The sequence below is a fragment of the Leisingera sp. ABM4_101 genome (assembly GCF_056158725.1).
The window spans coordinates 4,088,756-4,111,347 of record NZ_JBSWTV010000002.1; the positions used below are offsets into that span (position 1 = coordinate 4,088,756).

The window sequence follows — 22,592 nt, forward strand, 5'->3', positions numbered from 1 at the left end:
ATCAGCCGCTGGCCGCGCCCCGGACACTGGTTCAGCCGCCCCTGAACTGCCCCGGGCTTTGCCCGGTCCAGCGGCGGAAGGCATCGCTAAAGCTATTGAGGCCCGAGTAACCTAGAAGAAAGGCGATTTCTGCCAGGGCAAGCTTGCTCTCCCGCAGGTAGCGAACGGCCAGCGCTTTGCGCAGCTCCTCAAGAATGGTGAAATAGCTGGTTCCAGCCTGTGACAGCCTGCGCGACAACGTGCGCGGGCTCATGCCCAGATCCGCCGCCACATTGCCAAGCGTCGCAGAGCCGCTGGACAGCCGGGCAGAGATCGCCTCCTCCACCTGAGCCGCAAGCCCGGTGCTTTTGCTGCCTTGATCCTGCCCTTGCAGCAGCTGGTCGCCATAAGACCGCAAAACCCGCAACAGCACCCGGTCAGCACTGGCCAGCGGCAAATCCATATCCTCAGGCTTGAAGACAAAACGGCTGACAGCCGCCCCGAAATCCACCGGGCAGCCGTAGTAGGACGCCATTTCCTCCAGCCCTGACCTTCGCTGATGGGCAAAGACCGCCTGCTGCGGCTCGATCCGGCTTTCAGCAGCCTCACGCAAGGCGGTGAAGAACAAGGCCGCCAGAAACTCTATGTACTGCTGCCCCTGCTGGCCGGAGACCGCCCGGCACGACCAGGTGAATTCCCCATGCGAGGCCAGCCGGGAGGTGTCCAGCTCCCAGACATCGCTCATCACTCCCGCGTAGCGTGCAATATTGCGCAGAAAGCAGCCTGCCGTGGGGGACGTCCGGGCGATGTAGCCTAAAAGCCCGGCCTGACGCAGATCAGTGGCGCTGCCGAGATGAAAGCCGAACAATGGGTCGCCGGTCAGCTCAGACCCGTGGTCGAAAATTCCAGTGATTGCGGAAAATGGGGCGGAAGGATCATCCTGGTTCAGCAGCGCCTGGCCAAACCCTGTTCCGGAAAACACCGCATCCGGCGCGTAGCCTTCGGCCAGAAGATGGCGTGCAGCGAGCTGGGCAAAAACCGCGTTATGCTGTGCCGGAGCTTCGGTCATGTCTGCACTACCTCCTGTCACGGTTACAAGTCACTGTTACGTACCCGCGGCGGCTCTCCGCCGCGCTGTTCGATCAAAAAACTCCGCTTGGGCGGCAGACCGCTTGTCCCGGCTTTGCCAGCTGATTGAGCCTGAACCTGGCCGTTGAAGCGGGTCTTTGACGGATGCTTTACATTACTGGATTTTTGGAACCGGGCGCAGGGCGGGGCGCCCTGTCTTTTGCACAAATCCTAGGCGCTTTAGCCTATGGCGGGCATACTTCCGCTCAGGACCCTCTCCATACGGGTATTTATGCCTATGCCTGCGCAACACCCGCCCGCTTGCCGGACCGGGGAATCGGCGCCATAAGCAGGCAAACCGGAAGCAGCGATCAAAGAGGACACCATGCAGCCTTCCCGCAGCGAGGCCACCTGGCTGGCCGCCAACCTGGACGGACAAAGGCTTCTGGTCTGGGAAATGTCCGGCCGTCAAGCAGCGCCAGCCCAGGTGTTCACCTTAGAGGGCGGCCAGCCCGCCGCGGTGGCAGATGCATTGCGCCAGGCGATGGGCGGGGTGCCGCGCCCGGTGCTGCTGGGCGGCAGCGGCCTGGCTGCGCCCCGGCCGGTTCCGCTGCCTGCCGCAGAGCTGACGGCGGTCAATGCCCGGCTCGAGGATTTGACTGTTCATGTCCTGCCGGGTGTAAGCCAAGCCGCCCCGTGCGGCGTGATGCAGGGCGCTGTTGCCCGTGTCTGCGGTTTCATTCGGCTGAACCCGGATTGGGACGGGGTGATCTGCCTGCCCGGGCCTGTGACCCACTGGGTGCAGGTGAGCGCCCGTGAGATCGTCAGCTTTCAAAGCGCGCTGACCTGGCAACTGGCTGCAGCAGCCGCACAGGGCATGGCGCTGGATCCGCATGGCGCCTGGGACAAGCCGGTTTTGGCAGAGGCCGCGGGAGATGGCCTCGCCAAACCGGAACTGCTGGCCGCCCGACTGGCCGCCGTCCAGGCAGCCGCAAGCCTGGGCCGCCTGACGGCAGAGGACGCAAGAGCCCGCCTGTGGGGCCTTCTTCTGGGCGCGGAGCTGGCCGCTGCACGTCCCTATTGGCTTGGGCAGAATCTTGCCCTTATTGCCGATGACGGGCTGCGTGCACTTTATACAGCGGCGCTGGATGCCCAGGCGCTGCCTGTAACCGTGGCAGAGCCTGTTCGGATGGCGCTGGAAGGAGTGTCCGCCACCTGGCCGGGCTAGGGGCAGGACAAAGGCATCCTGCGCCGGGCAATGATGCGCGAGACGGATTGTCCGAAGGGCACAAGCAAGCCCTCCCGCGCCTGCAGGTGCATCGGCTGCACCGGCCGCCCCTTCGCAGCCTTGGGCGTAGCGCCGCGCTGTGCGCGGCGCTACGCCCAACGGGCACAGGCTGTCCGCCAGGACAGCCGAAGCCGGACGGGAGCGCAACCCGAGCTGTTATGGTATCAGGCGGGTGCCCGGAACCGGCTGCCCTTGGCGGGCGGTGTTTCGGGCGGGCCTGCGAAACACTGGGCGATGCGCATCCAGTCCTCCGCCGCCTGTCCGGCGCAGTGCAGCCCGGTATCACCAAGGCTGCGCACTTGCGTCACCACACGGGCAAATTCCACCGCGGAGCCTTTGACAAAATTGTCAGTCTGCGGCGCGTTCCACTGCCAAACAGCGCCCGACGGTCCGGTGAGCTGCACAAAAGGCGCCGGGTCCGGAACGTCCTGGCCGCGGTTGCGGAAGCTCCAGCCAAAAGTGGCCACCCCAAGATGCGCAATGTTGCGGATGCGGTCTTCTTCCCGGCGCTCCTGCCCCAAAAGGTCAAAGACTTCCTGACCGTGGGCCCAGGTCTCCATCTGCCGGGCAGTCACAGAGCTCAGTGCGCTCATATCCGGGCCAACCCATTTCAGCCGCGCCTTGGGGTCCGTTCGGGAAAAGGCATCCGCGCATCGCTCAGCCCCTTGCCGCCAGGCCTCGAACAGGGCCTGACCGGACAGGCCGTTCAGCCAAGGAAACTGGCAATCCAGAATAGATCTGCCGGCCTGCATGCCCTTGAGAATCGGGGCGATAAAACCGGCAAAATCTGCATCGCCTTGCAAGGCGGCTTCTGCGGCGGCGTTGAAAAGATGCAGATGCCCCAGCACGTGATCAATGGTCCAGCCCTTGAACTGGGTTGCCCGGTGGAAATCCGCCTCCGGCAAATTTTCCAGTATCGCCGCTAGCGCACGGCTCTCGGCGCGGAAATCTTCAGCCTGCTGCATAGCTCCCCCTCTTTTGCACGCAGCAACAGGGTAACGGTTCCGGGCAATCCCAGGAAACCTGGACCGCACGTCACGGCAGGGATTAGTCCGCCTGCATAGCGCGGAAAGCGTGCCCGGCGACCTCGAAATTTCGGCTGAGCGGCGCGGTGAGCCGGGACTGCGCCGCGTAATAGGCTCCGGTCCGGCACAGCTGAGCCGCAAACGCAGGATGCACGCCCGCGTCGTCGTATTTGCGCACTCTTTCCCGGGTCAGCCAGCCGCGGCTTTTGACTTCTTTCCGGATCAGCTCCAGCCGCTGGATGCAGTGGAGTGCGGTATAGACCGAAAGATACTCCAAATAGGCGCCGATTTCGTGGCCGCAGTCCGGATCGAAGGTCTCGATCATCACATCGGCCATCTTGTCTGGTGCAACCGGCCAGGTTTCATCGCCAATCAGCCAGGCAAAATCCTCTGCGCCGTGCCGCAGGCCGGCATATTCGAAGTCGAACCATCGGACAAACCCGTCGCCGCCTATGGCGGCATTGCCGGAGCGGCAATCCCATTTCAGAAACTGAGCGCCCGGGTGTTCGATGTATTCGGCAACGGCCGGATAGTCGAAATTGGCGGGAACTCCCATGGAATAGGGTTCAAGTGCCTCTACCGAGCTGACGAAACTGCGAATCCAGCTGCGGTTTGCCCCAAGATGCGGCAGCACCGTATGCAGCTTGGTCCTGCGCGCAGCGGACTGGATACGGAAGATTGCGGCGCAGGCTTCCGCAGCGAGTTCAAGCTGGTCGCTCTCTTCAAATCCGATGATTTCCTCGCTCAGCCGGGTCTCGCCGGTATCGGATTGGAACAGCACATCGTTGTGCACCCCCAGCACCTGAGGAATGTCATCGCAATGCGGCGCCAGCTGTTCCAGCACGAAGGCTTCCAGATGGGTGCGGCGGAAATTGGCGCGCAGCGTTGCAATTGCCGTGCGGTCCTTGAAATGCAGCCGCAGCGACGAGCGTGATTTGCCGCCCGGCGCCGAAATCTCCACCGGTTCTTCCCCAAGCACCTGCCAGGCCGCGCCTGCAATATATGCGGTGCGGTCGTCAAATTTTCCGTCAGCCATATCCCGCGTCTCTCCCGAACTGCTGCCCAAGACCGGGACAGCTCACCCTTGAATGCTTAACCTTTTGGTGGGGAAAGACGGCGCTTTTCAGGACAGAATACGGCAATTCAAAAGTTGCTCCGGGCGATTCGAACGGGTCGGGCCAGCCGTGGCCTTTGCGCCGAGGCGGATTTAACAACAATCCCGAGGCGGCGGTTCAGTTTGTTTCCGCAAGCCCGGTTTTTAAAGCCCATTTTGACTAAAATACGTCAAAAATCTGGCCGCAGTTGCCTCTCTGCCTAACCTTGATCAAGCTATGCGCGCTTTACGAATGCAGCCGCACCGCAATTTGGATCTGGGTATTGTCTGGGGGAATGAATGGGCCGGGGACATTTTTCATACAGCTGGGGACGCGGACATTCCGCCTGGAGCGGCAAGCAGGCTTGTGGCGGTAACAGCTACTACAACGGCGGCGTCCAGGGCGGCGGTTTCAGCCGCTGGTATGACAGCCATCTGTCCAGCCGCTATGGCTGGAAAGGCAAGGGCTTCAAGGACTGGCAGGACCGCGAAGATGAAGACGGAACTGGCGGCACCAAAGGATCCAGCGGAACCAAAGGATCCGGCGGAACCAAGGGGTCAGGCAGCACCAAGGGATCCGGCGGAACCAAAGGATGCGGCGGCAAAGGGCATCACGGCAAATCGCACTGGTGGCATCGTGAAGAAGACGATTGGAACAGCTATGGAAGCGGCGGCTCCGGGGGAACTCATGGCTGCGGTTCAGGCACCAGAGGGTCGGGCACCGGCGCCTCCGGGTCTGGGGGAACCAAAGGAAGCGGCGGGTCCGGCGGTACGAAGGGCACCGGTGGCAGCGACGGTAGCGACAGCAATGACGGCAGCGGCAAAACCTCTGTGACTTTCGAGATAGGAGGAAACGGCGATCCAAGCGTCTCTGTCGAGGTGCTGCAAACGCCGCAAGGTCAGTTGTTTATAAAGCTGGAGCCGACCTCCTTTGACGGTGAGGTTGCCGATATTGACGGCCTGTTCTTCAACATGACGGAGGATTCCAGCCTGGATGGGCTCAATTTCTTTCCGGATGAAAACACGCTGCCAGTGACCGGCCATGCGGCCAATGCCAATTCTGTCAACGCGCTGGGGGACGGCACCACTGTGCCCGGCAGCTTTGACGCGATGGTGCAATTCGGCCAGGTCCCGGACAGTACCGATGGCACCGTCACCAATGCAAACTTCACTCTGTGGTCGGACGCTGGGCTGACGCTAGAGGACATCGACCTAAGCAGCCTGTCGCTCGTGGTTAGCAATCCGGACGGTTCGCAGCAGGTGCTGGAAGGCGGCTATGATCCGGCAGCGGCGGCCAGCAGTGGGACCGCCTATGCCAACGGCGGCGTCACCGGTGACGGGCTGAGCAACTGGTACGACGCAAATCTGGCCGGGCAATTCGGCGGCACCGGCGAGCCCGGCACTGAGGACATCATGGCACTGATGAACCAGCCCATCAGCGGTACCATGCCTGGCGGCGGAACAGAGGGTGCCATGGAGGATCTGGCAGACCTCGCTTAGGCTGCCGCGCTGTTAAAAAGGCCGGGAGGGCGCCACAGGCGCCCTCTTGTGCGGTATCAGGGCAGCGGATCCGTCCTGAACAGGCGGATTTTCAGCCCCCCATGGGCCACCGGTGCACCAAAGGGCAGAAACGGCAGGTTGGTGGCCTTGGCCAGACTGGTTTCGGAGGTGACAATGCCCACCCGCCAGCCGGAGAAACGCTCCTTCAGTACCTGACCCAGAGCGCCATAGAGGGCGTAAAGCAGTTTCTTATTGCCGATCCGCGCGCCATAAGGCGGATTGACAATCACCAAGCCCGGCGGGCCGACTGGGCGCTGCAGGTCGCTGACGGCGGCCTGGGCAAAGCAGGTGCAATCCGCCACGCTGGCACGTTCCGCATTGGCGGTAGACATCTCAACGGCGCCTGCGTTGCGGTCAGAGCCGTAAAAGTGCAGGTCCGTCTCACACAGCGCGCCCTGCTGCTTCAGCACCTCCCAGGCAGCGGCGTCGAAAGTGGCTAGCTGCTCGAACGCAAAGCTGCGGCTGCGGCCGGGCAGCAGGCCCTTGGCGATCTCCGCGGCCTCGATCACGAAGGTACCGGAGCCGCACATCGGATCGACCACCGGTTCGCTGCCGTCAAAACCGCATTCCCGCAGAAACAACGCCGCCAGGTTTTCGCGCATGGGCGCCTTACCGACGGCGGATTTGTGGCCGCGTTTGTGCAGACCCTCGCCCGAGGTGTCGACGCTGAAGACGCAAAGGTTGTCTTCGATCCGGAGCTTGACCGTCAGTTCAGCGTCCTTGGTGACAGGGACGCCGAGGGTTTCGGCAATCGCCTTTTCCACCCGCTGGGCAGCAGCTCCGGCGTGGTAGATCTTGGATTTCTTGTTGGTCGCCACCTCGACCTTCACCGGCACATCCGGGCGCAGCACGCCGCCCCAGGGAAACTTGCGCGCGCGTTTGTCGAGCTGTGCCAGGTGAAAAGCGCGGAATTCGCCGATCCGCGCCAGCACCCGCGCAGCGCCGCGCAAGCACAGGTTGGCGCGCCAGACCTCACTCCAGGTGCCCTGCACCTTGACCCCGCCAGGTACAGCCTTGGGCGTGGCAAAACCCAGCTCCTTGGCCTCGGTTAGCAGCGCCTGTTCCAGTCCCGGCGGTGCGGTTAGGAAGATCTCGAAGGTGGTGTCTTGCGTCATGCTGCCCTCCTTAGACGCAAAGTCTGCGCGCGGCGACCGTTTTTTCAAGTACCGCCATGGGCGAAACTGCCGCTGCGTCACAACTGAAGACGCTGCGATGCAGCATAGGAGCGTTGCCCTGTGACAAGGGTATTAATTAATACATTTCAACATGATACGCATTACTAAAAAATTAGTTTGACAACATAATCCAACCTATGAAAGCTCTATGCCAGTCAGATGCAGCCAATGCACAGCTGGCCTTAATAGACTTTCAGGGAGGAAAAGATGCGTAAGTATCTTTTGTCCGCAGCAGCCGTTTGTGCGGTGGTTGCGGGTTCAATTGGCTATGCCGACGAAATGGCGGCCAAAAAATGGATTGATGAAGAGTTCCAGCCATCGGTTTTGACCAAGGATGAACAGCTGTCGGAGATGCAGTGGTTCATCAAGGCCGCGGAACCTTACAAGGGCATGGAGATCAACGTGCTGTCGGAAGGCATCCCGACGCACAGTTATAAATCCGAGGTGCTGACCAAGGCATTTGAGGAAATCACCGGCATCAAGGTGAACCACCAGATCCTGGGCGAGGGCGAAGTGGTCCAGGCGGTGCAGACCCAGATGCAGACCAAGCGGAATCTTTATGACGGCTACGTCAATGACTCCGACCTGATTGGCACCCACTCGCGCCTGCAGCTGGCCTATAACCTGACCGACATGATGGCGGGCGAGTTCAAGGACGTGACCAACCCCGGCCTGGACCTGGGTGACTTCATGGGCACCCAGTTCACTACCGGCCCGGATGGCGATCTGTACCAGCTGCCCGACCAGCAGTTCGCGAACCTCTACTGGTTCCGCAAGGACTGGTTCGACCGCGAAGACCTGCAGGCCGCGTTCAAGGAAAAATACGGCTATGACCTGGGCGTCCCGGTCAACTGGTCCGCGTATGAGGACATCGCCGAGTTCTTCAGCGAGCAGGTCAAGGAAATCGACGGCACCGCAATCTATGGCCACATGGATTACGGCAAGCGCGCGCCGGACCTCGGCTGGCGGATGACCGATGCCTGGCTGTCGATGGCCGGTGCCGGCTCCAAGGGTGAACCGAACGGTGTGCCGATCGACGAATGGGGCATCCGCATGGAAGCAGGCAGCTGCAACCCGCAGGGCGCCAGCGTCAGCCGCGGCGGTGCCGCTAACGGCCCGGCGGCGGTCTATGCGATCCGCAAGTGGGACGAATGGCTGCGTAAATACGCGCCTCCGGGTGCTGCGTCTTATGACTTCTACCAGTCGCTGCCGGCACTGGCGCAGGGCAATGTGGCACAGCAGATCTTCTGGTACACCGCCTTCACCGCCGACATGGTGAAGCCGCAATCCGAAGGCAACAACACCGTCGATGAGAGCGGCACCCCGCTGTGGCGGATGGCGCCCAGCCCGCACGGGCCCTATTGGGAAAAAGGCCAGAAGGTCGGATATCAGGACGTGGGTTCCTGGACCTTCCTCAAGTCCACCCCGCTGGACCGCGCTCAGGCTGCCTGGCTCTATGCCCAGTTCGTGGTCTCCAAGACTGTGGACGTGAAGAAATCGCATGTGGGTCTGACCTTCATCCGCGACAGCTCCGTGAACCACGAAAGCTTCACCGAGCGCGCGCCGAAACTGGGCGGCCTGGTCGAGTTCTACCGCTCGCCCGACCGTGTGGCATGGTCGCCGACCGGTGTGAACGTGCCGGACTATCCGAAGCTGGCCCAGATCTGGTGGCAGCAGATCGGCGACGTGAACTCCGGCGCCTTCACCCCGCAGGAAGCGATGGACCGTCTGGCTGAAGAAATGGACATCACCATGGCCCGGATGCAGCGCGCGGATGAGCAGGCGAATGTCTATGGCGGCTGCGGCCCGCGCCTGAATGAGGAAAAAGACGCGGAGTGGTGGTACGCCAATGGCGGCGCCAAGCCGCCGCTGGAGAACGAGAAGCCGCAGGGCCAGACCGTCAACTACGACGAGCTGGTTGCCCGCTGGGCAACCGAGTAAAGCAACTCCTCCCGGTCCGGCCAGACCTCCCCATCGTCTGGCCGGGCTGAAACAGGCCCCGGAGACCCTTTCCCGTCTTCCGGGGCCTTCTTCCCCCCAAAGACCGCGCGCGCCGGATCCCGGTGCGCAAACAGGCCGCCTGCCGGAAAGTCAAAGCAAGATGGCACTCGAACTCAAAGACGTGACCAAGCGCGTCGGCGCCATTCAGCACATCAAGGAAACCTCGCTGCTGCTGGAACCCGGTCACTTCAATGTCCTCCTGGGCGCCACCGGCTCCGGAAAGACCTCACTCATTAAACTGATGGCGGGCCTGGACCCGATGGCCAGCGGCCAGGTGCTGATGGATGGCGAGGATGTCAGCCGTCTTAGCACCCAGAAGCGCAATATCAGCCTGGTGCATCAGTTCTTCATCAACTACCCGCATATGACGGTGTTCGAAAACATCGCCTCGCCGCTGAAAGTGGCAGGCATGGCGAAGTCGGAAATTGCCGGCCGGGTCGAAGAGGCTGCAGAAATCCTGCAGCTAAAGCCGATGCTGCACCGCCGCCCGCATGAGCTGTCCGGCGGCCAGCAGCAGCGCTGCGCCCTGGCCCGTGCAATTGCCAAGGAAAGCCGCGCGGTTTTCCTGGATGAGCCGCTGGCCAACCTCGACTACAAGCTGCGCGAGGAGCTGCGCGACCAGCTGCCAGAGCTGTTTGCCGGCCGCGGCGCGGTGGTGGTTTATGCCACCTCCGAACCGGAAGAGGCGCTCTTGCTGGGCGGCAGGACCGCACTGATGGCCGACGGGCGGGTGACCCAGTTCGGCCCCACCGCCGAGATCTACCGCAACCCCGGCAACGTCGATGCCGCACGGGTGTTTTCGGACCCGCCGATCAACACCGCCGAAATAACCAAGCAGGGCAGCATGGCGCGCCTGGGCGCCGGTGTCACCTGGGAGCTGAGCGGCGCTGCCGCCGGGCTGGCCGATGGCACCTACACCATCGCCATCCGCCCGCACCACGTGCTGCCCGTCGTCAAGAACAGCGCTCAGGTGCAGCTGTCGGGCAAGGTGCAGGTGACCGAGCTCTCCGGCTCCGAAAGCTCCGCCCATTTCGACATGGGTTCCGGCAGCTGGGTTTCTCTGGCCCAAGGCGTCCACTCTTACCGCGTGGGTGAGCTGCACGATTTCTATATGGATCCCGCGCAGGCATACTTCTTTGCCCCCGACGGCAGCCGCGCGGCGTGAGGCATCAATGGCTAAAATAACTCTCTCCAAACTGCGCCACAGCTATCTTTCGACGCCGAAGTCCGACTCGGACTACGCGCTGAAGGAAATCGACCTCGACTGGACCGACGGCGGCGCCTATGCGCTGCTCGGCCCCTCGGGCTGCGGCAAATCCACCCTGCTCAACATTATCTCCGGCCTGCTGGTGCCGTCCGAGGGCCAGATCCTGTTCGACGGCCAGGACGTCACCGCCCTGCCCCCGGACCAGCGCAACATCGCCCAGGTGTTCCAGTTCCCGGTGATCTACGACACCATGACGGTCTACGACAATCTGGCCTTTCCCCTGCGCAACCGCGGCCGGGACGAGGCCACCGTCCGCGAGCGGGTGATGGCAATTGCCGAAATGCTCGAAGTCACGGAGATGCTGGACCAGAAGGCGGCCGGCCTTAGCCCCGACAACAAGCAGAAGATCTCCATGGGCCGCGGCCTGGTGCGCGAAGACGTCAATGTGGTGATGTTCGACGAACCGCTCACTGTGATCGACCCGCACCTGAAGTGGAAACTGCGCAGCAAGCTGAAGGAGCTGCACCAACGGGTGAAGGCGACGATGATCTACGTCACCCACGACCAGACCGAGGCGCTGACCTTTGCCGATCAGGTAGTGGTGATGCAGCTGGGCGAAGTAGTGCAGATCGGCACGCCGGTGGAGCTGTTCGAACGCCCCGCGCATACCTTTGTCGGTCATTTCATCGGCTCGCCTGGCATGAACATCCTGCCTAGCGAGCTGCAGCATGGTGCCGCCGTGTTTGCGGGCCAGCAGATCGCGCTGGAAGGCCCCGTCGAAGGCGCGGCAGACGGCCGGACCGAAATCGGCATCCGCCCGGAATTTGTCTCGCTGGCAGATGCGGGCCTGCCCGCCACCGTCACCAAGGTGTCTGACGTGGGCCGCCACACAGTGGTGGAATGCGCGGCCGGCGGCTGCCGCATCAACGCCGTCACCGAAGACGCCGCACCGGAAAAAGGCAGCGCCGTACATCTCGCCTTCCGCCAGGACATGACCCGGCTTTACGTGGACGGCTGGCTTGCCACTTCCCCTACTGCAGACAAACAAGGAACGGCCTGATGAAAACCGAAAACCAGAAAGCCTGGTTCTTTGTGCTGCCAGTGCTGCTGCTGGTCGCCTTCAACGCTCTCATTCCGATGATGACGGTGGTCAACTACTCGGTGCAGGAGACCTTTGGCGACAACGTGTTTTTCTGGCAGGGCTTGGACTGGTTCCAGCAGATCCTGCGCTCTGACCGCTTCCACGCGGCTCTTGGCCGCCAGTTCCTGTTCACCTTCCTGATCCTGATCATAGAGGTGCCGCTGGGCATCGCCATTGCCCTGTCTATGCCGCGCAAGGGGTTCTGGGTGCCGGTGTGCCTGGTGCTGATGGCCTTGCCGATGCTGATCCCGTGGAACGTTGTCGGCGCGATGTGGAACATCTTCACCCTGCCCGATATCGGCCTGCTGGGCTATTTCCTGAACCACGTTCTGGGCATCTCCTATGACATGACGCAGGACCCGGTTGCGGCCTGGGTGACGATTGTCACCATGGATGTCTGGCATTGGACCTCGCTGGTTGTGCTGCTGAGCTATGCTGGCCTGGTGTCGATCCCCGACGCCTATTACCAGGCGGCCAAGATCGACGGCGCCTCCAACTGGGCGGTGTTCCGGTTCATCCAGCTGCCGAAGATGAAAACGGTGCTGACCATTGCCATCCTGTTGCGGTTCATGGACAGCTTCAACATCTACACCGAGCCGTTTGTTCTGACCGGCGGCGGCCCCGGCAACTCCACCACGCTGTTGTCGATCGACCTGGTGAAAATCGCGCTTGGCCAGTTCGACCTCGGCCCCGCTGCTGCAATGTCGCTCATCTATTTTGCAATCACGCTCCTGGTCTCCTGGCTGTTCTACACGCTGATGACCAAGGACGATCTGAACTAAAGGGAGGGGAACATGCAGAAACGATCCATCGTCCCCATTATCTATATCCTGTTCCTCATGCTGCCGATCTATTGGCTGGTAGCGATGAGCTTCAAGACCACTAACGAAATCCTGTCGGGCTTCTCGCTGTTCCCGCAGACCTTCACGCTGGAGAACTACGCGACCATCTTCACCGATCCCAGCTGGTACTGGGGCTACATAAACTCCATTGCCTATGTGTCGATCAACACGGTGATCTCCATCGCGGTTGCCCTGCCTGCAGCTTATGCCTTCAGCCGCTACCGCTTTCTGGGCGACAAGCAGCTGTTCTTCTGGCTGCTGACCAACCGGATGGCGCCTGCCGCGGTGTTCGCCCTGCCGTTCTTCCAGCTTTATTCCGCCGTCGAACTGTTCGACACCCACCTGGCGGTGGCCCTGGCGCACTGCCTGTTCAACATCCCGCTGGCAGTCTGGATCCTGGAGGGCTTCATGGGCGGTGTGCCCAAGGAGCTGGACGAAACCGCCTTCGTTGACGGTTATTCCTTCCCGCGCTTCTTTGCGACGATCTTCATCCCGTCGATCAAAGCGGGCGTGGGCGTAGCGGCCTTCTTCTGCTTCATGTTCTCCTGGGTGGAATTGCTGCTGGCGAAAACTCTGACCGCCGTCGCCGCCAAGCCGATTGCCGCCACCATGACCAAGACCGCCTCCAGCGCGGGCTATGAACTGGGACTGCTGGCAGCTGCGGGAACTCTGACAATCATTCCGGGCGCCATCGTGATCTGGTTCGTCCGCAACTACATCGCGAAAGGCTTCGCGATGGGGAGGGTGTAATGCTTTCATGGATGGCCTGGACCTGGCCCACTGCCCTGTTATTCATCGGCATCTTCAGCGCCATCGGTGTGCTGATCATCGCCGAGATCCGCCACCCCGGCGGCGATGCCCGGAAAGGCGTGCTCGGCCTCACCACCACCCGCGGCGACCGGCTGTTCATCAGCCTCCTGGGCACCTCCTACATCTTCCTGGCCTGGCTCGGCCTGGTGGGGATGCCGCTATGGTGGCCGCTGGGGCTGTCGATTGCTTGGGGCATCTTCTGCTTCTGGAAGGTCTGATGCCCTTCGGGTCAAGGGGGCCGCAGGCCCCGCCAAAGGCGGCTTGCCCTTGACGCGCGAAACCAAAACACAATCGTGAAAGGCCTTGAAGGCAAAGCTGCCCTTCAAGACCTTCTCAGCCAAGACCCTGAACCGGTGCGCCAAGCAGTGCCCTTGGGACCGGCACCTCACCCCGCCCCTTGCTGAGTAAACTCGCGCGGCAGCGCACATTTTGACAACAAGAGCCCCGCCGCCGCGCATCTTCTAAAAAAATAGTTTTCACGGAAGCCTGCTTCCCCTAGCATAACTGGAACGATCACATGAGCCGGACTGCCGAGGCGATGCGCAAGAAACACGACTCTTCCCTGCTGACCGAGGTTGAGCTGGAATTCATGACCGTCGTCTGGGACATGGGCGGCGGCACCGTGCGTGATATCCTGGCTGAGCTGAATAAGGCGCAGGAGCGCGCCTATACCTCGGTGGCAACGGTTCTCAAGATCATGGAACAGAAGGGCTTCCTCACCAGCGAGCGCAAGGACCGCTCTTTGGTCTACCGCCCTGCCGTTCCCAAGGCAGAGTACCAGAAAACATCTCTGAAAAACCTTTCGAGCAAGCTCTTCAACGGTGCACCGGCGGCTTTGGTCGCCCGGCTGGTCGATGATGAGGATGTGACCGACGAGATGCTCGAGGAGATGCGGGCGCTCTTGGAGGAAAGGTTGGGGGACAATGCAAGCTGATGTTCTGCTGAATGCCTACATCGATCTGAATATCCTGCTGCTGGCAGGCGCGGCGCTTTGGGTTGGCGCCCGCAAGCTGCTGACACGCAGCCCGCTGGGGCGGGCCTACCAGCCGCAGCTGCGGCTTTTGAATGGGATGACCGTTTTACTTGCCGTCTCGCCGGCGCTGATCCTGGCCTTTACCCATTTTGTGATCGCCCATCCGCCGAATTTCTCCGACATGCTGGTCTCGCAATACCTGCAAGGCAATGTCGGCATGAGCGCCGGAAGGTTTGAGGCCGTGCTGGGCCTGCGTGAGGATGCTGTGCGCGGCCTCACCAATCTGCAGCCTCTGTGGGCTCAGGGCATTGCCGCTGCCTTTGCCGCCGGGGCGCTGATTTGCCTCGCCCATGTGGCAGCTTCTGTTTTCCGTCTGCGCCAGAATCTGGCAGGTGCCTTCGTCTGGAAGCGCATCGGCCGGGTGCAGCTTTTGGTTTCTGACAATATCCGGGTTGCCTATTCGACCCGGGGTCTGTTGCGGCGCTATGTGGTGCTGCCGTCGGACTTGCTGAATGATCCGCGCGACCTGCGCCTGACCGTCGCCCATGAGCTGCAACACTTCCGCCAGCGTGACATCGAATGCGAGTTCCTGCTGGAACTGCTGCGCCCTGCCCTATTCTGGAATCCGGCATTCTATCTGTGGCGCCGCGAAGTGCGCCTGCTGCGTGAATTTGCCTGCGACCAGGCGCTGATGGCACGGCCCGGTTTCGATGCGCGCGCCTATTGCGAATGCCTGATCCGCGCCTGTGCCCATGCGGCCCGCAGCCCGGCCCTGTTCATGCGCCGCAGCCCCGCGGTGGCCCTTGTGGACCGCCGCGAAACCCGCCGCGGCCTGTCGCTGCAGCGCCGCATCATTGCTGTGACCGCGGTTCAGCCTCAGGGGGCCAATTCGCTAGGGTGGGCTATTGTCTCTTTGGCGATGGCAGGGGTGGTGCTTGCAACAGCAATGCTGCTGCAGCGGCCGAGCGACTGGAGCCACGACCGCATCATGCTGTCCACCATCGTCAATTTGGAACGGATGGCAACCCGCAGCAGCACCCCGGAGCTTGCTGTCAGCGCCTTGAATGGCGGCTTTGCAATCGCCTCACAGTAAGCCCGGCAGCACCGCCTGGCCACCTTCGATCCCGCGCCCCTGCGCCAGCTTTTGCAGCCTCTGAATCCGGGCCGTTGCCATACATCGGGCACCAGCTTCCGTCAGCGGGATTTCCATCGCTTCTCCAAGCCGCCCCGATGACCGCTTTGGCCTTCTTTCAAGGTTTCGGGCATCTCCCGGGCAAGAGCAGGCAGAATTCTGCAAAACACAGCCCGGATCTTGGGCGGATAAAGGACCAGCCTGCCGCAAGGGCAGCAAAGCGCCGAACAAACAACGGCGTTCAGGCAGTTAGGCGCCTGAAATTACCATCTTAAGTCAAATGGATAGCACCGCCCCAAGGCACACCGTAGGTCTATTCCACGGCACGCGGAACACCGTGGCCGCAAGTAAAACCAAACAATAGAATGGAGTGTCTCACATGAAAAAATTCGCGCTGACCGCCACCGCTTTTGCTGTTCTGTCCGCCGCGCCGCTGGCTGCGATGGAGGCCATCACAGAAGCCGACACCGATGGCAACGGCACCTATTCCCTGGAAGAGCTGCAGGCTGCCTTCCCGGACCTGACCGCGGAAACCTTTGCCACCATTGATGCCAATTCCGATGGCGAGGCTGACCTGGCCGAGGTTAAAGCAGCGGCGGATGCCGGCCTGCTGGCAGCGGCTGGCTGAAACCGCGGCAAGGCGGCTCTCCCCCCCCGACACAGGGCCGCCTTGCTACTGGATGTCCCTGCCGATGGTAAAGAGTGCCAAGGCCCCGCCAAGCGGGGCCTTGTTTTCTGTGACGCACCCGCAGTTCAACCGCCGTCTGCCTGCTGCTTCAACCGCTCAATATGGCGGGCAAAGACATAGGTTATTGGCAAACCCAGCAGCAGGCCCCAAGCCACCAACTCGTAGGGGGTCAGCACCCGCCAGCCTATCCAGCTGGCAATCAGCGAGGCAAAGAAGATATTGACCGCTGCAGCCCCTGCCCCGAACGGGTAAAGCGCCGTCAGCAGCCGCCAGGAGGGCTGCGGTGTCATCGCCGGCTGACCAAGTATTGAACAAACCCCAGGCTGACGATCAGCGCGATGGAGCCCACCAGAAACCAGAACTCTGCGGTTTCGGTCTGCGGCTGCGGAATCGGGCGTTCAAAAGTGGCAGCAAAGACGGTGGAAGGTGCCAGCAGGGCGAAGGAGAGAATGCGTTTCATCTCAGTGCTCCATTGTCAGGGATTGATAGATTTCCGGCAGTGCGCGCGGCAGCCGGTCCGGGTCGGGCAGCAATGTGAACCCCGCGCGGCCGAAGATGCGGGCAAACCAGTCCTGGCCGTCGGCGTCGATCACCACGCCATGCACCGACTGGCCCAGGGCGCGCGCCTCGCGCACCGCCATGCGGCTGTCCTCAATGCCGTGCACGCCCTCATAGTGGTCGAGATCGTTGGGTTTGCCGTCAGTCAGCACCAGGAGAAGGCGGCGTTCAGCACTTTCTTCGGCCAGCTGGGCAGAGGCGTGTCGGATTGCGGCGCCAAGCCTTGTGTAGTGACCGGGCTTGAAGCCGCCGATGCGGGCTGTGACTGCCTCCGACATAGGGTCTTCAAAGCCCTTGGCGCGGGTCAGGAACACCCTGTCGCGGCGCAGGGAGGAGAAGCCCCAGATGCCCAGCCGGTCGCCCGCAGTGGCGATGCCGCCTGCTAGGGCCGCAAGCAACTCGCGGGCGGTTTCGATCACCGGGCGGTCGCCGACGGTTGCTTCGGTGGAGCGCGAGCAGTCCATCAGCACCGCCACGCTCAGGTCGCGGGCCATCGGGCGGCTGGCCTGCCAGACCCGGTCGCTACCCTGCTGGCCGCAGGCCAGATCGACGTGGGATTTCACCACCGCTTCCAGATCCAGCTCGTCGCCGTCCAGCTGCCGGGGCAGCATCACCCGGCGCGGGTGCAACGGTGCAAACTGGCGGCGCACGCGGGCAACTAATTTAGGATCGGGCTGGAAGCTGCCGGCGGGCTTGCCCTCGGCCTCCAGCACGCGAGCGTGAGCGGGCATGTGCTTGCCCAGGCGGTGGTTCCATTCGGGGTAGGTGAACTGGCCCGCCAGCCGTTCGTGTTCAGCATCCTGCGGCGACATGTCCAGCGAGATCCGCAGCCTTGAGGCGGCACGTTTCATGTGCTGCGAGAGAGTGAGGTTGTCCTGATCCTCTGCCGCTTTCTGCGCGTTCTCGTTGTCGTCGTCATCCACCATCCGGTTGATGTTCAGGCTTTCAGCCCAGGACAGGATGGACTCGAACCGGTGGACGATAAAGCTGTCCTTGCGGGTGGTCTGGTCCTGATCCTGCCGCTTGGCTGTCTTGCGGGTGGAGACGGCGAGGCCGGGGGTTTTCATCTCCTCCGCTTCAGGCGCCGCGCCCCTGCCCGCCTGTGGCACCGGCAGGCGCAGCCAGAACGGCACCGGCTGATAGGTCCGGTAGCCGCGCGGCGCGGTGCAGGTGCAGGGTTCGGCAATCCGGCAGTCCGAGCCGATCTGATCCAGTACCATCTGTTCGATCCGCGCCTCGGACCGCGGCAGGCCGCTGCGTTTGCGGGTTTCTGCGGTATGGGCGCAGAACGCCCCATAGGCAGACCGCAGCCCCGGACAGGCGGCAAACACCTTGTCCGCTGCGCGGGCATTGGCGGCGATCTCCAACTGGTCGGCCTGATAGAGGTCTTCGTTTCGTTCAGGCAATTCGATCGTGGCAGCCATCGCGGCCAGCCACAGGTAAGCCTTGCGGTTCAGTTCGGGTTTGGGAAAAACAGCCATTTCCGGCGGCAGGCGCAGACGCTCGCCGTCGAAACTGGCCAGATGCACCATCTCCCGCGGGGTGCCGATGCGGCGCAGCCGGTCCGGGCGGTGGTCCGACAGCACCGCGGGCGCCACCTGGATCTCCACGCCCCCGGCCCCGCCCAGCGCCCGGAACAAGGCCGCCACGCTGGCGCGCATGTCCTCGAACCGGACGGTGTGCTCAGCCCCATCCTCTGCGGCGCCGATCCGCGTAGCCATGCCGTGCCACAGGTTGCCAACCGTTTCTTCGGGTTCCAGAAGGTCGAGAGCGTGGATCATGGCATCACCCGTAGACGCTGGCGGCAAGGTCGCGCAGCGCCTGTTGCACGTCGGCCTCGTCGCTGAGGGGTTCGATGATGGCGGCCTCCACCGCGCGCTCCACACCCATGCCCTTGGCAATCAGTGTGGCGGCGTAGATCAAGAGGCGGGTAGAGACACCTTCCTCCAAGTCCATGCCGGAAAGCTTGCGGATATGGCCCGCCAGGCGCACCAGCGCGGCGGAGCGGTCCTCGTCCAGCCCGCTTTCAGAGGCAACCACTGCGGTCTCGGCAGAGGCTTCCGGGAAGTCGAAGCCGATCGACAGGAAGCGTTGCCGTGTCGAGGGCTTCAGCTTCTTCAGGATATTCTGGTAGCCGGGGTTGTAGCTGGCCACCAGCATGAAGGATTTGGGCGCAGCCAGCTCCTCGCCGGTGCGGTCTATGACCAGGCGGCGGCGGTCATCGGTCAGCGGGTGCAGCACCACGGCCACATCCTTGCGGGCCTCAACCACCTCATCAAGGTAGCAGATGCCGCCCTCGCGCACCGCGCGGGTCAGCGGGCCATCGACCCAGACCGTCTCGCCGCCTTTCAGCAGGTAGCGCCCGATCAGGTCAGCGGCGGACAGGTCGTCATGGCAGGCGACGGTGTGGAGGGGCAGCCCGAGCCGGGCTGCCATATGCTCCACGAACCGCGTTTTGCCGCAGCCGGTGGGCCCCTTCAGAAGAAGGGGCAGACCGTTGGCTTGGGCCATCTCGAAGACGGTGCATTCATCGCCTGCGGGACGGTAGAAGGGCACGGAAGGCATGTTCATCGCGTTCATGGCTTACTCTCCCGGTACGGCCGCGGGGCCGGGTTTGATGACTTCACGGCGGACCACGACGGTTGCGTAGATGAACAACAGCGCACCCAGGACCACCACTGCACCGGAACCGAGGCGCATCAGGTAGAACAGTCCCAGCTGGTCCTGCACGTCCATGAAGTACTCACCGACAATGCGTTGCATGTGGGTCTGGATGGTGCCGGCAAAGGTCAGCACGAAGGTCATGAAGGCCATGCCGCCAGTCATCAGCCAGAAGGAGGCCATGTTCAGCACCTGGTTATACGGGTCGCGGTTGCGCAGTTGCGGCATCGCATAGGTGAACATCGCCAGGTTCATCGCCACATAGGCGCCATAGAAAGCCAGGTGCCCGTGCGCGGCGGTGATCTGAGTGCCGTGGGTATAGTAGTTCACCCCGTGCAGCGTGTGCAGGAAGCCCCAGACGCCGGCGCCGAAGAAGGCAACGGTGGATGCACCCAGCGACCACAAAAGCGCAGCCTTGTTCGGGTGGTTCTTGCGGCCTTTCCAGACCATGACGAAGGCAAAGCTCATCATCGCGAAGAAGGGGATCACTTCCAAGGTCGAGAAGATCGAGCCGATCCACTGCCAGTAACCGGGGGTACCGATCCAGAAGAAGTGGTGGCCGGTGCCGAGGATACCGGAGAACAGCGCCAGCGCCACGATGACATAGAGCCACTTCTCCACCACCTCGCGGTCAACACCGGTCAGCTTCAGCATCAGGTAGCCAAGGATCGCGGCCATCACCAGTTCCCAAGTGGCTTCCACCCACAGGTGGACAACAAACCACCAGTACATCTTGTCGAGCGACAGGTTGTCCGGGTTGATGAAGGCAAAGATCCACAGGAGCGAAAGCAGCCACAGGCCCATCAGCAGGATGTTGGTGATCGCGGTCTTGCGGCCTGCCAGCACGGTCAGCGAGATGTTCACGAGGAAGATCACCGCCGCAACAAGGATGCCGAACTTGACCCACAGGGGCTGTTCCAGGAACTCCCGCCCGCCATGGATGCCCACAAGATAGGACCCCACCGCGCCGAGCGTCCCGACGACCAGAATGGCCAGCTGGATATAGGCGAGTTTCACCGAGAACAGTTCACGCTCGGATTCCTCGGGGATCAGATAATAGGCAGCACCGAAGAAGCCCAGCAGCAGCCAGACGATCAGTGCGTTGGTGTGCAGCATCCGCACGATGTTGAACGGCAAAAGCTCGCTCAGCGTGTTAGGCCAGACATAGATCCAGCCGGCCAGCAGACCGCCCAGAACCTGAATGACAAACAGGCCCATTGCCACCATGAAATAGGCATAGGCCACTTTTTGAGATTGATATTTCATTGTTTCTCTCCCCTCAGCCCGCGTCGTTCGGCGGCCAGTTCTGGGTGTCGGTCTGATCCGCCCAGCGCAGGAATTCGGACAAGGCCTTTGTCTCCTCCTCGGTCAGGTCGAAGAACGGCATCTGGCGGCGCCCCTCGACGCCGGAGGGCTGCGATTTCATCCAGCCGTCAAGCATTTCATAGGCGCCTTCCGGATCATCCAGCACGCCCCAGCGGGTCATCACGTTGCCCACTTCCGGTGCGAAATAGGCGCCCTCGCCGTGCAGCGTGTGGCAGTTGATGCAGGAATGGCGCTCCCACACGTGTTTGCCCTGGCGCACCTCGTCGGTCAATTCCATGCCAGCGGTAGATGTGTTGACGATGAAGCGGTGGCTGTGCGCGGTCATGGCCACGAACACGACGACGAAGAACAAGGAGCCCCCGTAGAACACGTTCCTGGCCCGCGACTTGGTAAGTATCTCTGACATATCGCGGTCCTGAGTACAGTTGCGGATGGGTTCTGCCTAAACCCGCGCACCGCCGCGAATATTGTCCAAGCGCAAAGACCTGCCTCATTGCTGCACGCAAAATGCAGGAAAAGGAGGACACGCCATGCGCCGCCCCGATTTCGACGATCCCGACTTGCCGCTCTCGGAACTGTTCCACCACTGGCCCGCCTGCGCGGGCGAGTTTATGAACCGCCAGATGCTCTGCCCCGGCTGCCCGATCGCGCCGTTTCACACGCTGATTGATGCGTGCGAGGAATACGGACTGGAGGAGATGGCGTTCCGGAAGGAGTTGCGGGGGATGATGGGGGCATAGCCCGCGTTTTGGCGGGAGTGACCCCTGCCGACCCTGTTGCAGCCGTCGATGCTTCGCTAAGATGCTGCATGTTCAGTAGGCTGCTGCCGACCTTAAGCCGACTGCCACTTAGCCACATTCAGGATGAACTGAGAAGACCATTGCTTCTAGTTGCCCTACAAGAACCCCATAACTACGATCTACACGATTTATGAAGAGTTTCCGTAAAGAGAGAGTACCCGAGAGAAGCGGCCCTTGACCCCACTCAAACCGCGTGTTTATTTTCTAGGGTTTTCATAGAGACCAGAAGCTTGGCGCACGAATTAATCACAATAGATAGAAAGCCGCTTCTTTTGAGGCGTGCAGTTGTAAATCCGGCCTGGAAAGATGAAAAGGTTCTAACCTCAGATCTATGGATCTTATGTCGACCTATGGATTCGGCGGAACGCAAAAGCTACAGATGCCCAGTTTTATTGGCAGCAGGCACGAGAGTTTTACAGAGCATCTCTTGGGCTGCCTGTTACTGCATCACCACTAACACTATACTATTGCTTCCTGAACGCCACAAAGGCGCTTTTGGCGTCAAAGGGACTATCTTTTTCTGACCTCCACGGTGTGTCTGGAAAGAAAACGGCAAGTAAAGCAAGCCTCTCCAATGAACAAATAACGATAAAGACAAGCGGTGTTTTACCGGCACTTATCACTTACTATGGAGACGAAAGAAATGGAACTTATACGCTAAAAGAACTTCTTGGGAACATGTCTTTTGTCCACAGGGCCTACTGCCTTTCATACAGTGAGCCTTTTCACTTTTTCTCTGCCTTTGAACCTGTTTTTGTGAAGGCTCGGGGCTCAACTGAAGCTTGGATTAGTTTCGGGATGGAAGCTCGGTTCGATGACAAACGAGTTCTGGCGACACTTCCACTGGGCTATCAGAAGAACCCCACATTCCCGAGCGATTTGGTAGTTCGCAAGAAGCAACGCTTCAGATGGAAGAGCGGAACCTCTGAAAAGCGTGCGAACCTTGGCAGGCTAACAAATTACCACAAAAAGTTGCGGCGCAACTTGACTTATGTGGCGGGTGCAGATCGATGGTATTTAAAAAGAAGGCATTCTAGTTTGGTCACTGTGGATCGCCACGCCCCAACCATGATTTTTGCAGCGATGCATCGCCTTAGCGAGCTCTCTCGGTACGACCCTATTCGCCTATCGCGCATTCTAGACACGCAGCGCAACTGGATCCTCGCTGAATTCATCAAATCAGCACCCACTCAATTTCTAGATGAGATCGCATGTGAGATCACAGGTCAGGAAATCCATGTTCCCGGCATCTGATCCTCCCCCAA

23 protein-coding genes are annotated in these 22,592 nt (G+C 61.5%); 13 read left to right on the plus strand and 10 right to left on the minus strand.

All coding sequences use genetic code 11. The annotated features are described in order from the left end of the window. Window positions 1–31: 31 nt before the first annotated feature. Window positions 32–1,048 carry an AraC family transcriptional regulator gene (locus ACXAEK_RS21060; RefSeq protein ID WP_475044909.1) on the minus strand — a complete coding sequence of 339 codons (1,017 nt, stop codon included), beginning with the start codon at window positions 1,046–1,048 and terminating at the stop codon, window positions 32–34. Between the two features lie 384 nt (window positions 1,049–1,432). On the opposite strand from ACXAEK_RS21060, the gene ACXAEK_RS21065 reads away from it, so the two are divergent. Then, window positions 1,433–2,275, plus strand: coding sequence for a 2-dehydro-3-deoxygalactonokinase (locus tag ACXAEK_RS21065; protein WP_475044910.1), 843 nt, complete (start codon window positions 1,433–1,435; stop codon window positions 2,273–2,275). A 224-nt stretch (window positions 2,276–2,499) separates the two neighbouring features. Here ACXAEK_RS21065 and ACXAEK_RS21070 read toward each other — a convergent pair whose 3' ends face one another. Together ACXAEK_RS21070 and ACXAEK_RS21075 are read right to left on the minus strand one after the other, a co-directional pair. Beyond that, on the minus strand, window positions 2,500–3,300 hold the full coding sequence (locus tag ACXAEK_RS21070) for a TIGR03084 family metal-binding protein (RefSeq protein ID WP_475044911.1): 801 nt from the start codon (window positions 3,298–3,300) through the stop codon (window positions 2,500–2,502). Between the two features lie 82 nt (window positions 3,301–3,382). Continuing rightward, window positions 3,383–4,396: a hypothetical protein gene (locus tag ACXAEK_RS21075; protein ID WP_475044912.1), complete on the minus strand. Its 1,014-nt coding sequence runs from the start codon at window positions 4,394–4,396 to the stop codon at window positions 3,383–3,385. A gap of 357 nt (window positions 4,397–4,753) precedes the next feature. Between ACXAEK_RS21075 and ACXAEK_RS21080 the strand changes: the two genes are divergently transcribed. Beyond that, the gene (locus ACXAEK_RS21080; RefSeq protein WP_475044914.1) at window positions 4,754–5,953 is read left to right on the plus strand and encodes a hypothetical protein; all 1,200 of its coding nucleotides are present in this window, start codon (window positions 4,754–4,756) and stop codon (window positions 5,951–5,953) included. Window positions 5,954–6,009: 56 nt separating this feature from the next. Here ACXAEK_RS21080 and ACXAEK_RS21085 read toward each other — a convergent pair whose 3' ends face one another. Beyond that, a complete protein-coding gene (locus ACXAEK_RS21085) occupies window positions 6,010–7,128 on the minus strand; it encodes a THUMP domain-containing class I SAM-dependent RNA methyltransferase (protein WP_475044916.1) in 1,119 nt (372 codons plus the stop codon). A 267-nt stretch (window positions 7,129–7,395) separates the two neighbouring features. Here ACXAEK_RS21085 and ACXAEK_RS21090 point away from each other — a divergent pair, with 267 nt between their 5' ends. The 9 genes from ACXAEK_RS21090 to ACXAEK_RS21130 all read left to right on the plus strand — a co-directional run bounded on the left by ACXAEK_RS21090 (window position 7,396) and on the right by ACXAEK_RS21130 (window position 15,922). Then, the gene (locus ACXAEK_RS21090) at window positions 7,396–9,129 is read left to right on the plus strand and encodes an ABC transporter substrate-binding protein (protein ID WP_475044918.1); all 1,734 of its coding nucleotides are present in this window, start codon (window positions 7,396–7,398) and stop codon (window positions 9,127–9,129) included. Between the two features lie 160 nt (window positions 9,130–9,289). Further along, on the plus strand, window positions 9,290–10,354 hold the full coding sequence (locus ACXAEK_RS21095; RefSeq protein ID WP_475044920.1) for an ABC transporter ATP-binding protein: 1,065 nt from the start codon (window positions 9,290–9,292) through the stop codon (window positions 10,352–10,354). A 7-nt stretch (window positions 10,355–10,361) separates the two neighbouring features. Then, complete coding sequence (locus ACXAEK_RS21100; RefSeq protein WP_475044921.1) at window positions 10,362–11,456, plus strand: ABC transporter ATP-binding protein; 1,095 nt, start codon at window positions 10,362–10,364, stop codon at window positions 11,454–11,456. Continuing rightward, complete coding sequence (locus ACXAEK_RS21105; protein WP_475044922.1) at window positions 11,456–12,319, plus strand: carbohydrate ABC transporter permease; 864 nt, start codon at window positions 11,456–11,458, stop codon at window positions 12,317–12,319. The genes ACXAEK_RS21100 and ACXAEK_RS21105 overlap by 1 nt, the downstream gene beginning before the upstream one ends. Before the next feature lie 12 nt (window positions 12,320–12,331). Continuing rightward, window positions 12,332–13,129: a carbohydrate ABC transporter permease gene (locus ACXAEK_RS21110; RefSeq protein ID WP_475044924.1), complete on the plus strand. Its 798-nt coding sequence runs from the start codon at window positions 12,332–12,334 to the stop codon at window positions 13,127–13,129. Next, complete coding sequence (locus ACXAEK_RS21115; RefSeq protein ID WP_174148848.1) at window positions 13,129–13,407, plus strand: DUF2160 domain-containing protein; 279 nt, start codon at window positions 13,129–13,131, stop codon at window positions 13,405–13,407. Before ACXAEK_RS21110 ends, ACXAEK_RS21115 begins: the two co-directional genes overlap by 1 nt. Before the next feature lie 299 nt (window positions 13,408–13,706). Then, on the plus strand, window positions 13,707–14,123 hold the full coding sequence (locus ACXAEK_RS21120) for a BlaI/MecI/CopY family transcriptional regulator (RefSeq protein WP_475044925.1): 417 nt from the start codon (window positions 13,707–13,709) through the stop codon (window positions 14,121–14,123). Then, window positions 14,113–15,255: a M56 family metallopeptidase gene (locus tag ACXAEK_RS21125; protein WP_475044927.1), complete on the plus strand. Its 1,143-nt coding sequence runs from the start codon at window positions 14,113–14,115 to the stop codon at window positions 15,253–15,255. The genes ACXAEK_RS21120 and ACXAEK_RS21125 overlap by 11 nt, the downstream gene beginning before the upstream one ends. A gap of 418 nt (window positions 15,256–15,673) precedes the next feature. Further along, window positions 15,674–15,922: an EF-hand domain-containing protein gene (locus ACXAEK_RS21130; protein ID WP_475044928.1), complete on the plus strand. Its 249-nt coding sequence runs from the start codon at window positions 15,674–15,676 to the stop codon at window positions 15,920–15,922. A 125-nt stretch (window positions 15,923–16,047) separates the two neighbouring features. Here the strand turns inward: ACXAEK_RS21130 and ACXAEK_RS21135 are convergent, their stop codons facing one another. From ACXAEK_RS21135 to ACXAEK_RS21160, 6 genes are read right to left on the minus strand one after another with little or no spacing between them, the layout of a single operon-like run. Next, window positions 16,048–16,272 carry an NnrT protein gene (locus ACXAEK_RS21135; protein ID WP_475044929.1) on the minus strand — a complete coding sequence of 75 codons (225 nt, stop codon included), beginning with the start codon at window positions 16,270–16,272 and terminating at the stop codon, window positions 16,048–16,050. Beyond that, entirely contained in the window at window positions 16,269–16,442 is a 174-nt protein-coding gene (locus tag ACXAEK_RS21140; RefSeq protein ID WP_475044931.1) for a hypothetical protein, read from the minus strand. The genes ACXAEK_RS21135 and ACXAEK_RS21140 overlap by 4 nt, the downstream gene beginning before the upstream one ends. A gap of 1 nt (window position 16,443) precedes the next feature. After that, window positions 16,444–18,321: a nitric oxide reductase activation protein NorD gene (locus tag ACXAEK_RS21145; protein WP_475044933.1), complete on the minus strand. Its 1,878-nt coding sequence runs from the start codon at window positions 18,319–18,321 to the stop codon at window positions 16,444–16,446. A gap of 4 nt (window positions 18,322–18,325) precedes the next feature. Continuing rightward, entirely contained in the window at window positions 18,326–19,120 is a 795-nt protein-coding gene (locus ACXAEK_RS21150) for an AAA family ATPase (RefSeq protein WP_475044934.1), read from the minus strand. A 3-nt stretch (window positions 19,121–19,123) separates the two neighbouring features. After that, entirely contained in the window at window positions 19,124–20,467 is a 1,344-nt protein-coding gene (locus ACXAEK_RS21155) for a cbb3-type cytochrome c oxidase subunit I (protein WP_475044936.1), read from the minus strand. 13 nt (window positions 20,468–20,480) lie between these two features. After that, window positions 20,481–20,933, minus strand: a complete 453-nt coding sequence (locus ACXAEK_RS21160; protein ID WP_039150931.1) for a c-type cytochrome — start codon at window positions 20,931–20,933, stop codon at window positions 20,481–20,483. 124 nt (window positions 20,934–21,057) lie between these two features. Between ACXAEK_RS21160 and ACXAEK_RS21165 the strand changes: the two genes are divergently transcribed. Together ACXAEK_RS21165 and ACXAEK_RS21170 are read left to right on the plus strand one after the other, a co-directional pair. Next, window positions 21,058–21,267, plus strand: a complete 210-nt coding sequence (locus tag ACXAEK_RS21165; RefSeq protein WP_475044939.1) for a hypothetical protein — start codon at window positions 21,058–21,060, stop codon at window positions 21,265–21,267. A 414-nt stretch (window positions 21,268–21,681) separates the two neighbouring features. After that, on the plus strand, window positions 21,682–22,581 hold the full coding sequence (locus ACXAEK_RS21170) for a YaaC family protein (RefSeq protein ID WP_475045341.1): 900 nt from the start codon (window positions 21,682–21,684) through the stop codon (window positions 22,579–22,581). Window positions 22,582–22,592 lie beyond the last annotated feature (11 nt).

Excerpts from the sequence above, each read along its gene's own strand:
- ACXAEK_RS21120 (WP_475044925.1), top strand. The coding sequence starts at position 13,707 with ATGAGCCGGACTGCCGAGGCGATGCGCAAGAAACACGACTCTTCCCTG.
- ACXAEK_RS21085 (WP_475044916.1), bottom strand. The coding sequence starts at position 7,128 with ATGACGCAAGACACCACCTTCGAGATCTTCCTAACCGCACCGCCGGGA.
- ACXAEK_RS21105 (WP_475044922.1), top strand. The coding sequence starts at position 11,456 with ATGAAAACCGAAAACCAGAAAGCCTGGTTCTTTGTGCTGCCAGTGCTG.
- ACXAEK_RS21090 (WP_475044918.1), top strand. The coding sequence starts at position 7,396 with ATGCGTAAGTATCTTTTGTCCGCAGCAGCCGTTTGTGCGGTGGTTGCG.
- ACXAEK_RS21130 (WP_475044928.1), top strand. The coding sequence starts at position 15,674 with ATGAAAAAATTCGCGCTGACCGCCACCGCTTTTGCTGTTCTGTCCGCC.
- ACXAEK_RS21075 (WP_475044912.1), bottom strand. The coding sequence starts at position 4,396 with ATGGCTGACGGAAAATTTGACGACCGCACCGCATATATTGCAGGCGCG.
- ACXAEK_RS21100 (WP_475044921.1), top strand. The coding sequence starts at position 10,362 with ATGGCTAAAATAACTCTCTCCAAACTGCGCCACAGCTATCTTTCGACG.
- ACXAEK_RS21070 (WP_475044911.1), bottom strand. The coding sequence starts at position 3,300 with ATGCAGCAGGCTGAAGATTTCCGCGCCGAGAGCCGTGCGCTAGCGGCG.
- ACXAEK_RS21110 (WP_475044924.1), top strand. The coding sequence starts at position 12,332 with ATGCAGAAACGATCCATCGTCCCCATTATCTATATCCTGTTCCTCATG.
- ACXAEK_RS21145 (WP_475044933.1), bottom strand. The coding sequence starts at position 18,321 with ATGATCCACGCTCTCGACCTTCTGGAACCCGAAGAAACGGTTGGCAAC.
- ACXAEK_RS21065 (WP_475044910.1), top strand. The coding sequence starts at position 1,433 with ATGCAGCCTTCCCGCAGCGAGGCCACCTGGCTGGCCGCCAACCTGGAC.
- ACXAEK_RS21165 (WP_475044939.1), top strand. The coding sequence starts at position 21,058 with ATGCGCCGCCCCGATTTCGACGATCCCGACTTGCCGCTCTCGGAACTG.
- ACXAEK_RS21115 (WP_174148848.1), top strand. The coding sequence starts at position 13,129 with ATGCTTTCATGGATGGCCTGGACCTGGCCCACTGCCCTGTTATTCATC.
- ACXAEK_RS21095 (WP_475044920.1), top strand. The coding sequence starts at position 9,290 with ATGGCACTCGAACTCAAAGACGTGACCAAGCGCGTCGGCGCCATTCAG.
- ACXAEK_RS21140 (WP_475044931.1), bottom strand. The coding sequence starts at position 16,442 with ATGAAACGCATTCTCTCCTTCGCCCTGCTGGCACCTTCCACCGTCTTT.
- ACXAEK_RS21135 (WP_475044929.1), bottom strand. The coding sequence starts at position 16,272 with ATGACACCGCAGCCCTCCTGGCGGCTGCTGACGGCGCTTTACCCGTTC.
- ACXAEK_RS21160 (WP_039150931.1), bottom strand. The coding sequence starts at position 20,933 with ATGTCAGAGATACTTACCAAGTCGCGGGCCAGGAACGTGTTCTACGGG.
- ACXAEK_RS21125 (WP_475044927.1), top strand. The coding sequence starts at position 14,113 with ATGCAAGCTGATGTTCTGCTGAATGCCTACATCGATCTGAATATCCTG.
- ACXAEK_RS21080 (WP_475044914.1), top strand. The coding sequence starts at position 4,754 with ATGGGCCGGGGACATTTTTCATACAGCTGGGGACGCGGACATTCCGCC.
- ACXAEK_RS21150 (WP_475044934.1), bottom strand. The coding sequence starts at position 19,120 with ATGAACGCGATGAACATGCCTTCCGTGCCCTTCTACCGTCCCGCAGGC.
- ACXAEK_RS21155 (WP_475044936.1), bottom strand. The coding sequence starts at position 20,467 with ATGAAATATCAATCTCAAAAAGTGGCCTATGCCTATTTCATGGTGGCA.
- ACXAEK_RS21060 (WP_475044909.1), bottom strand. The coding sequence starts at position 1,048 with ATGACCGAAGCTCCGGCACAGCATAACGCGGTTTTTGCCCAGCTCGCT.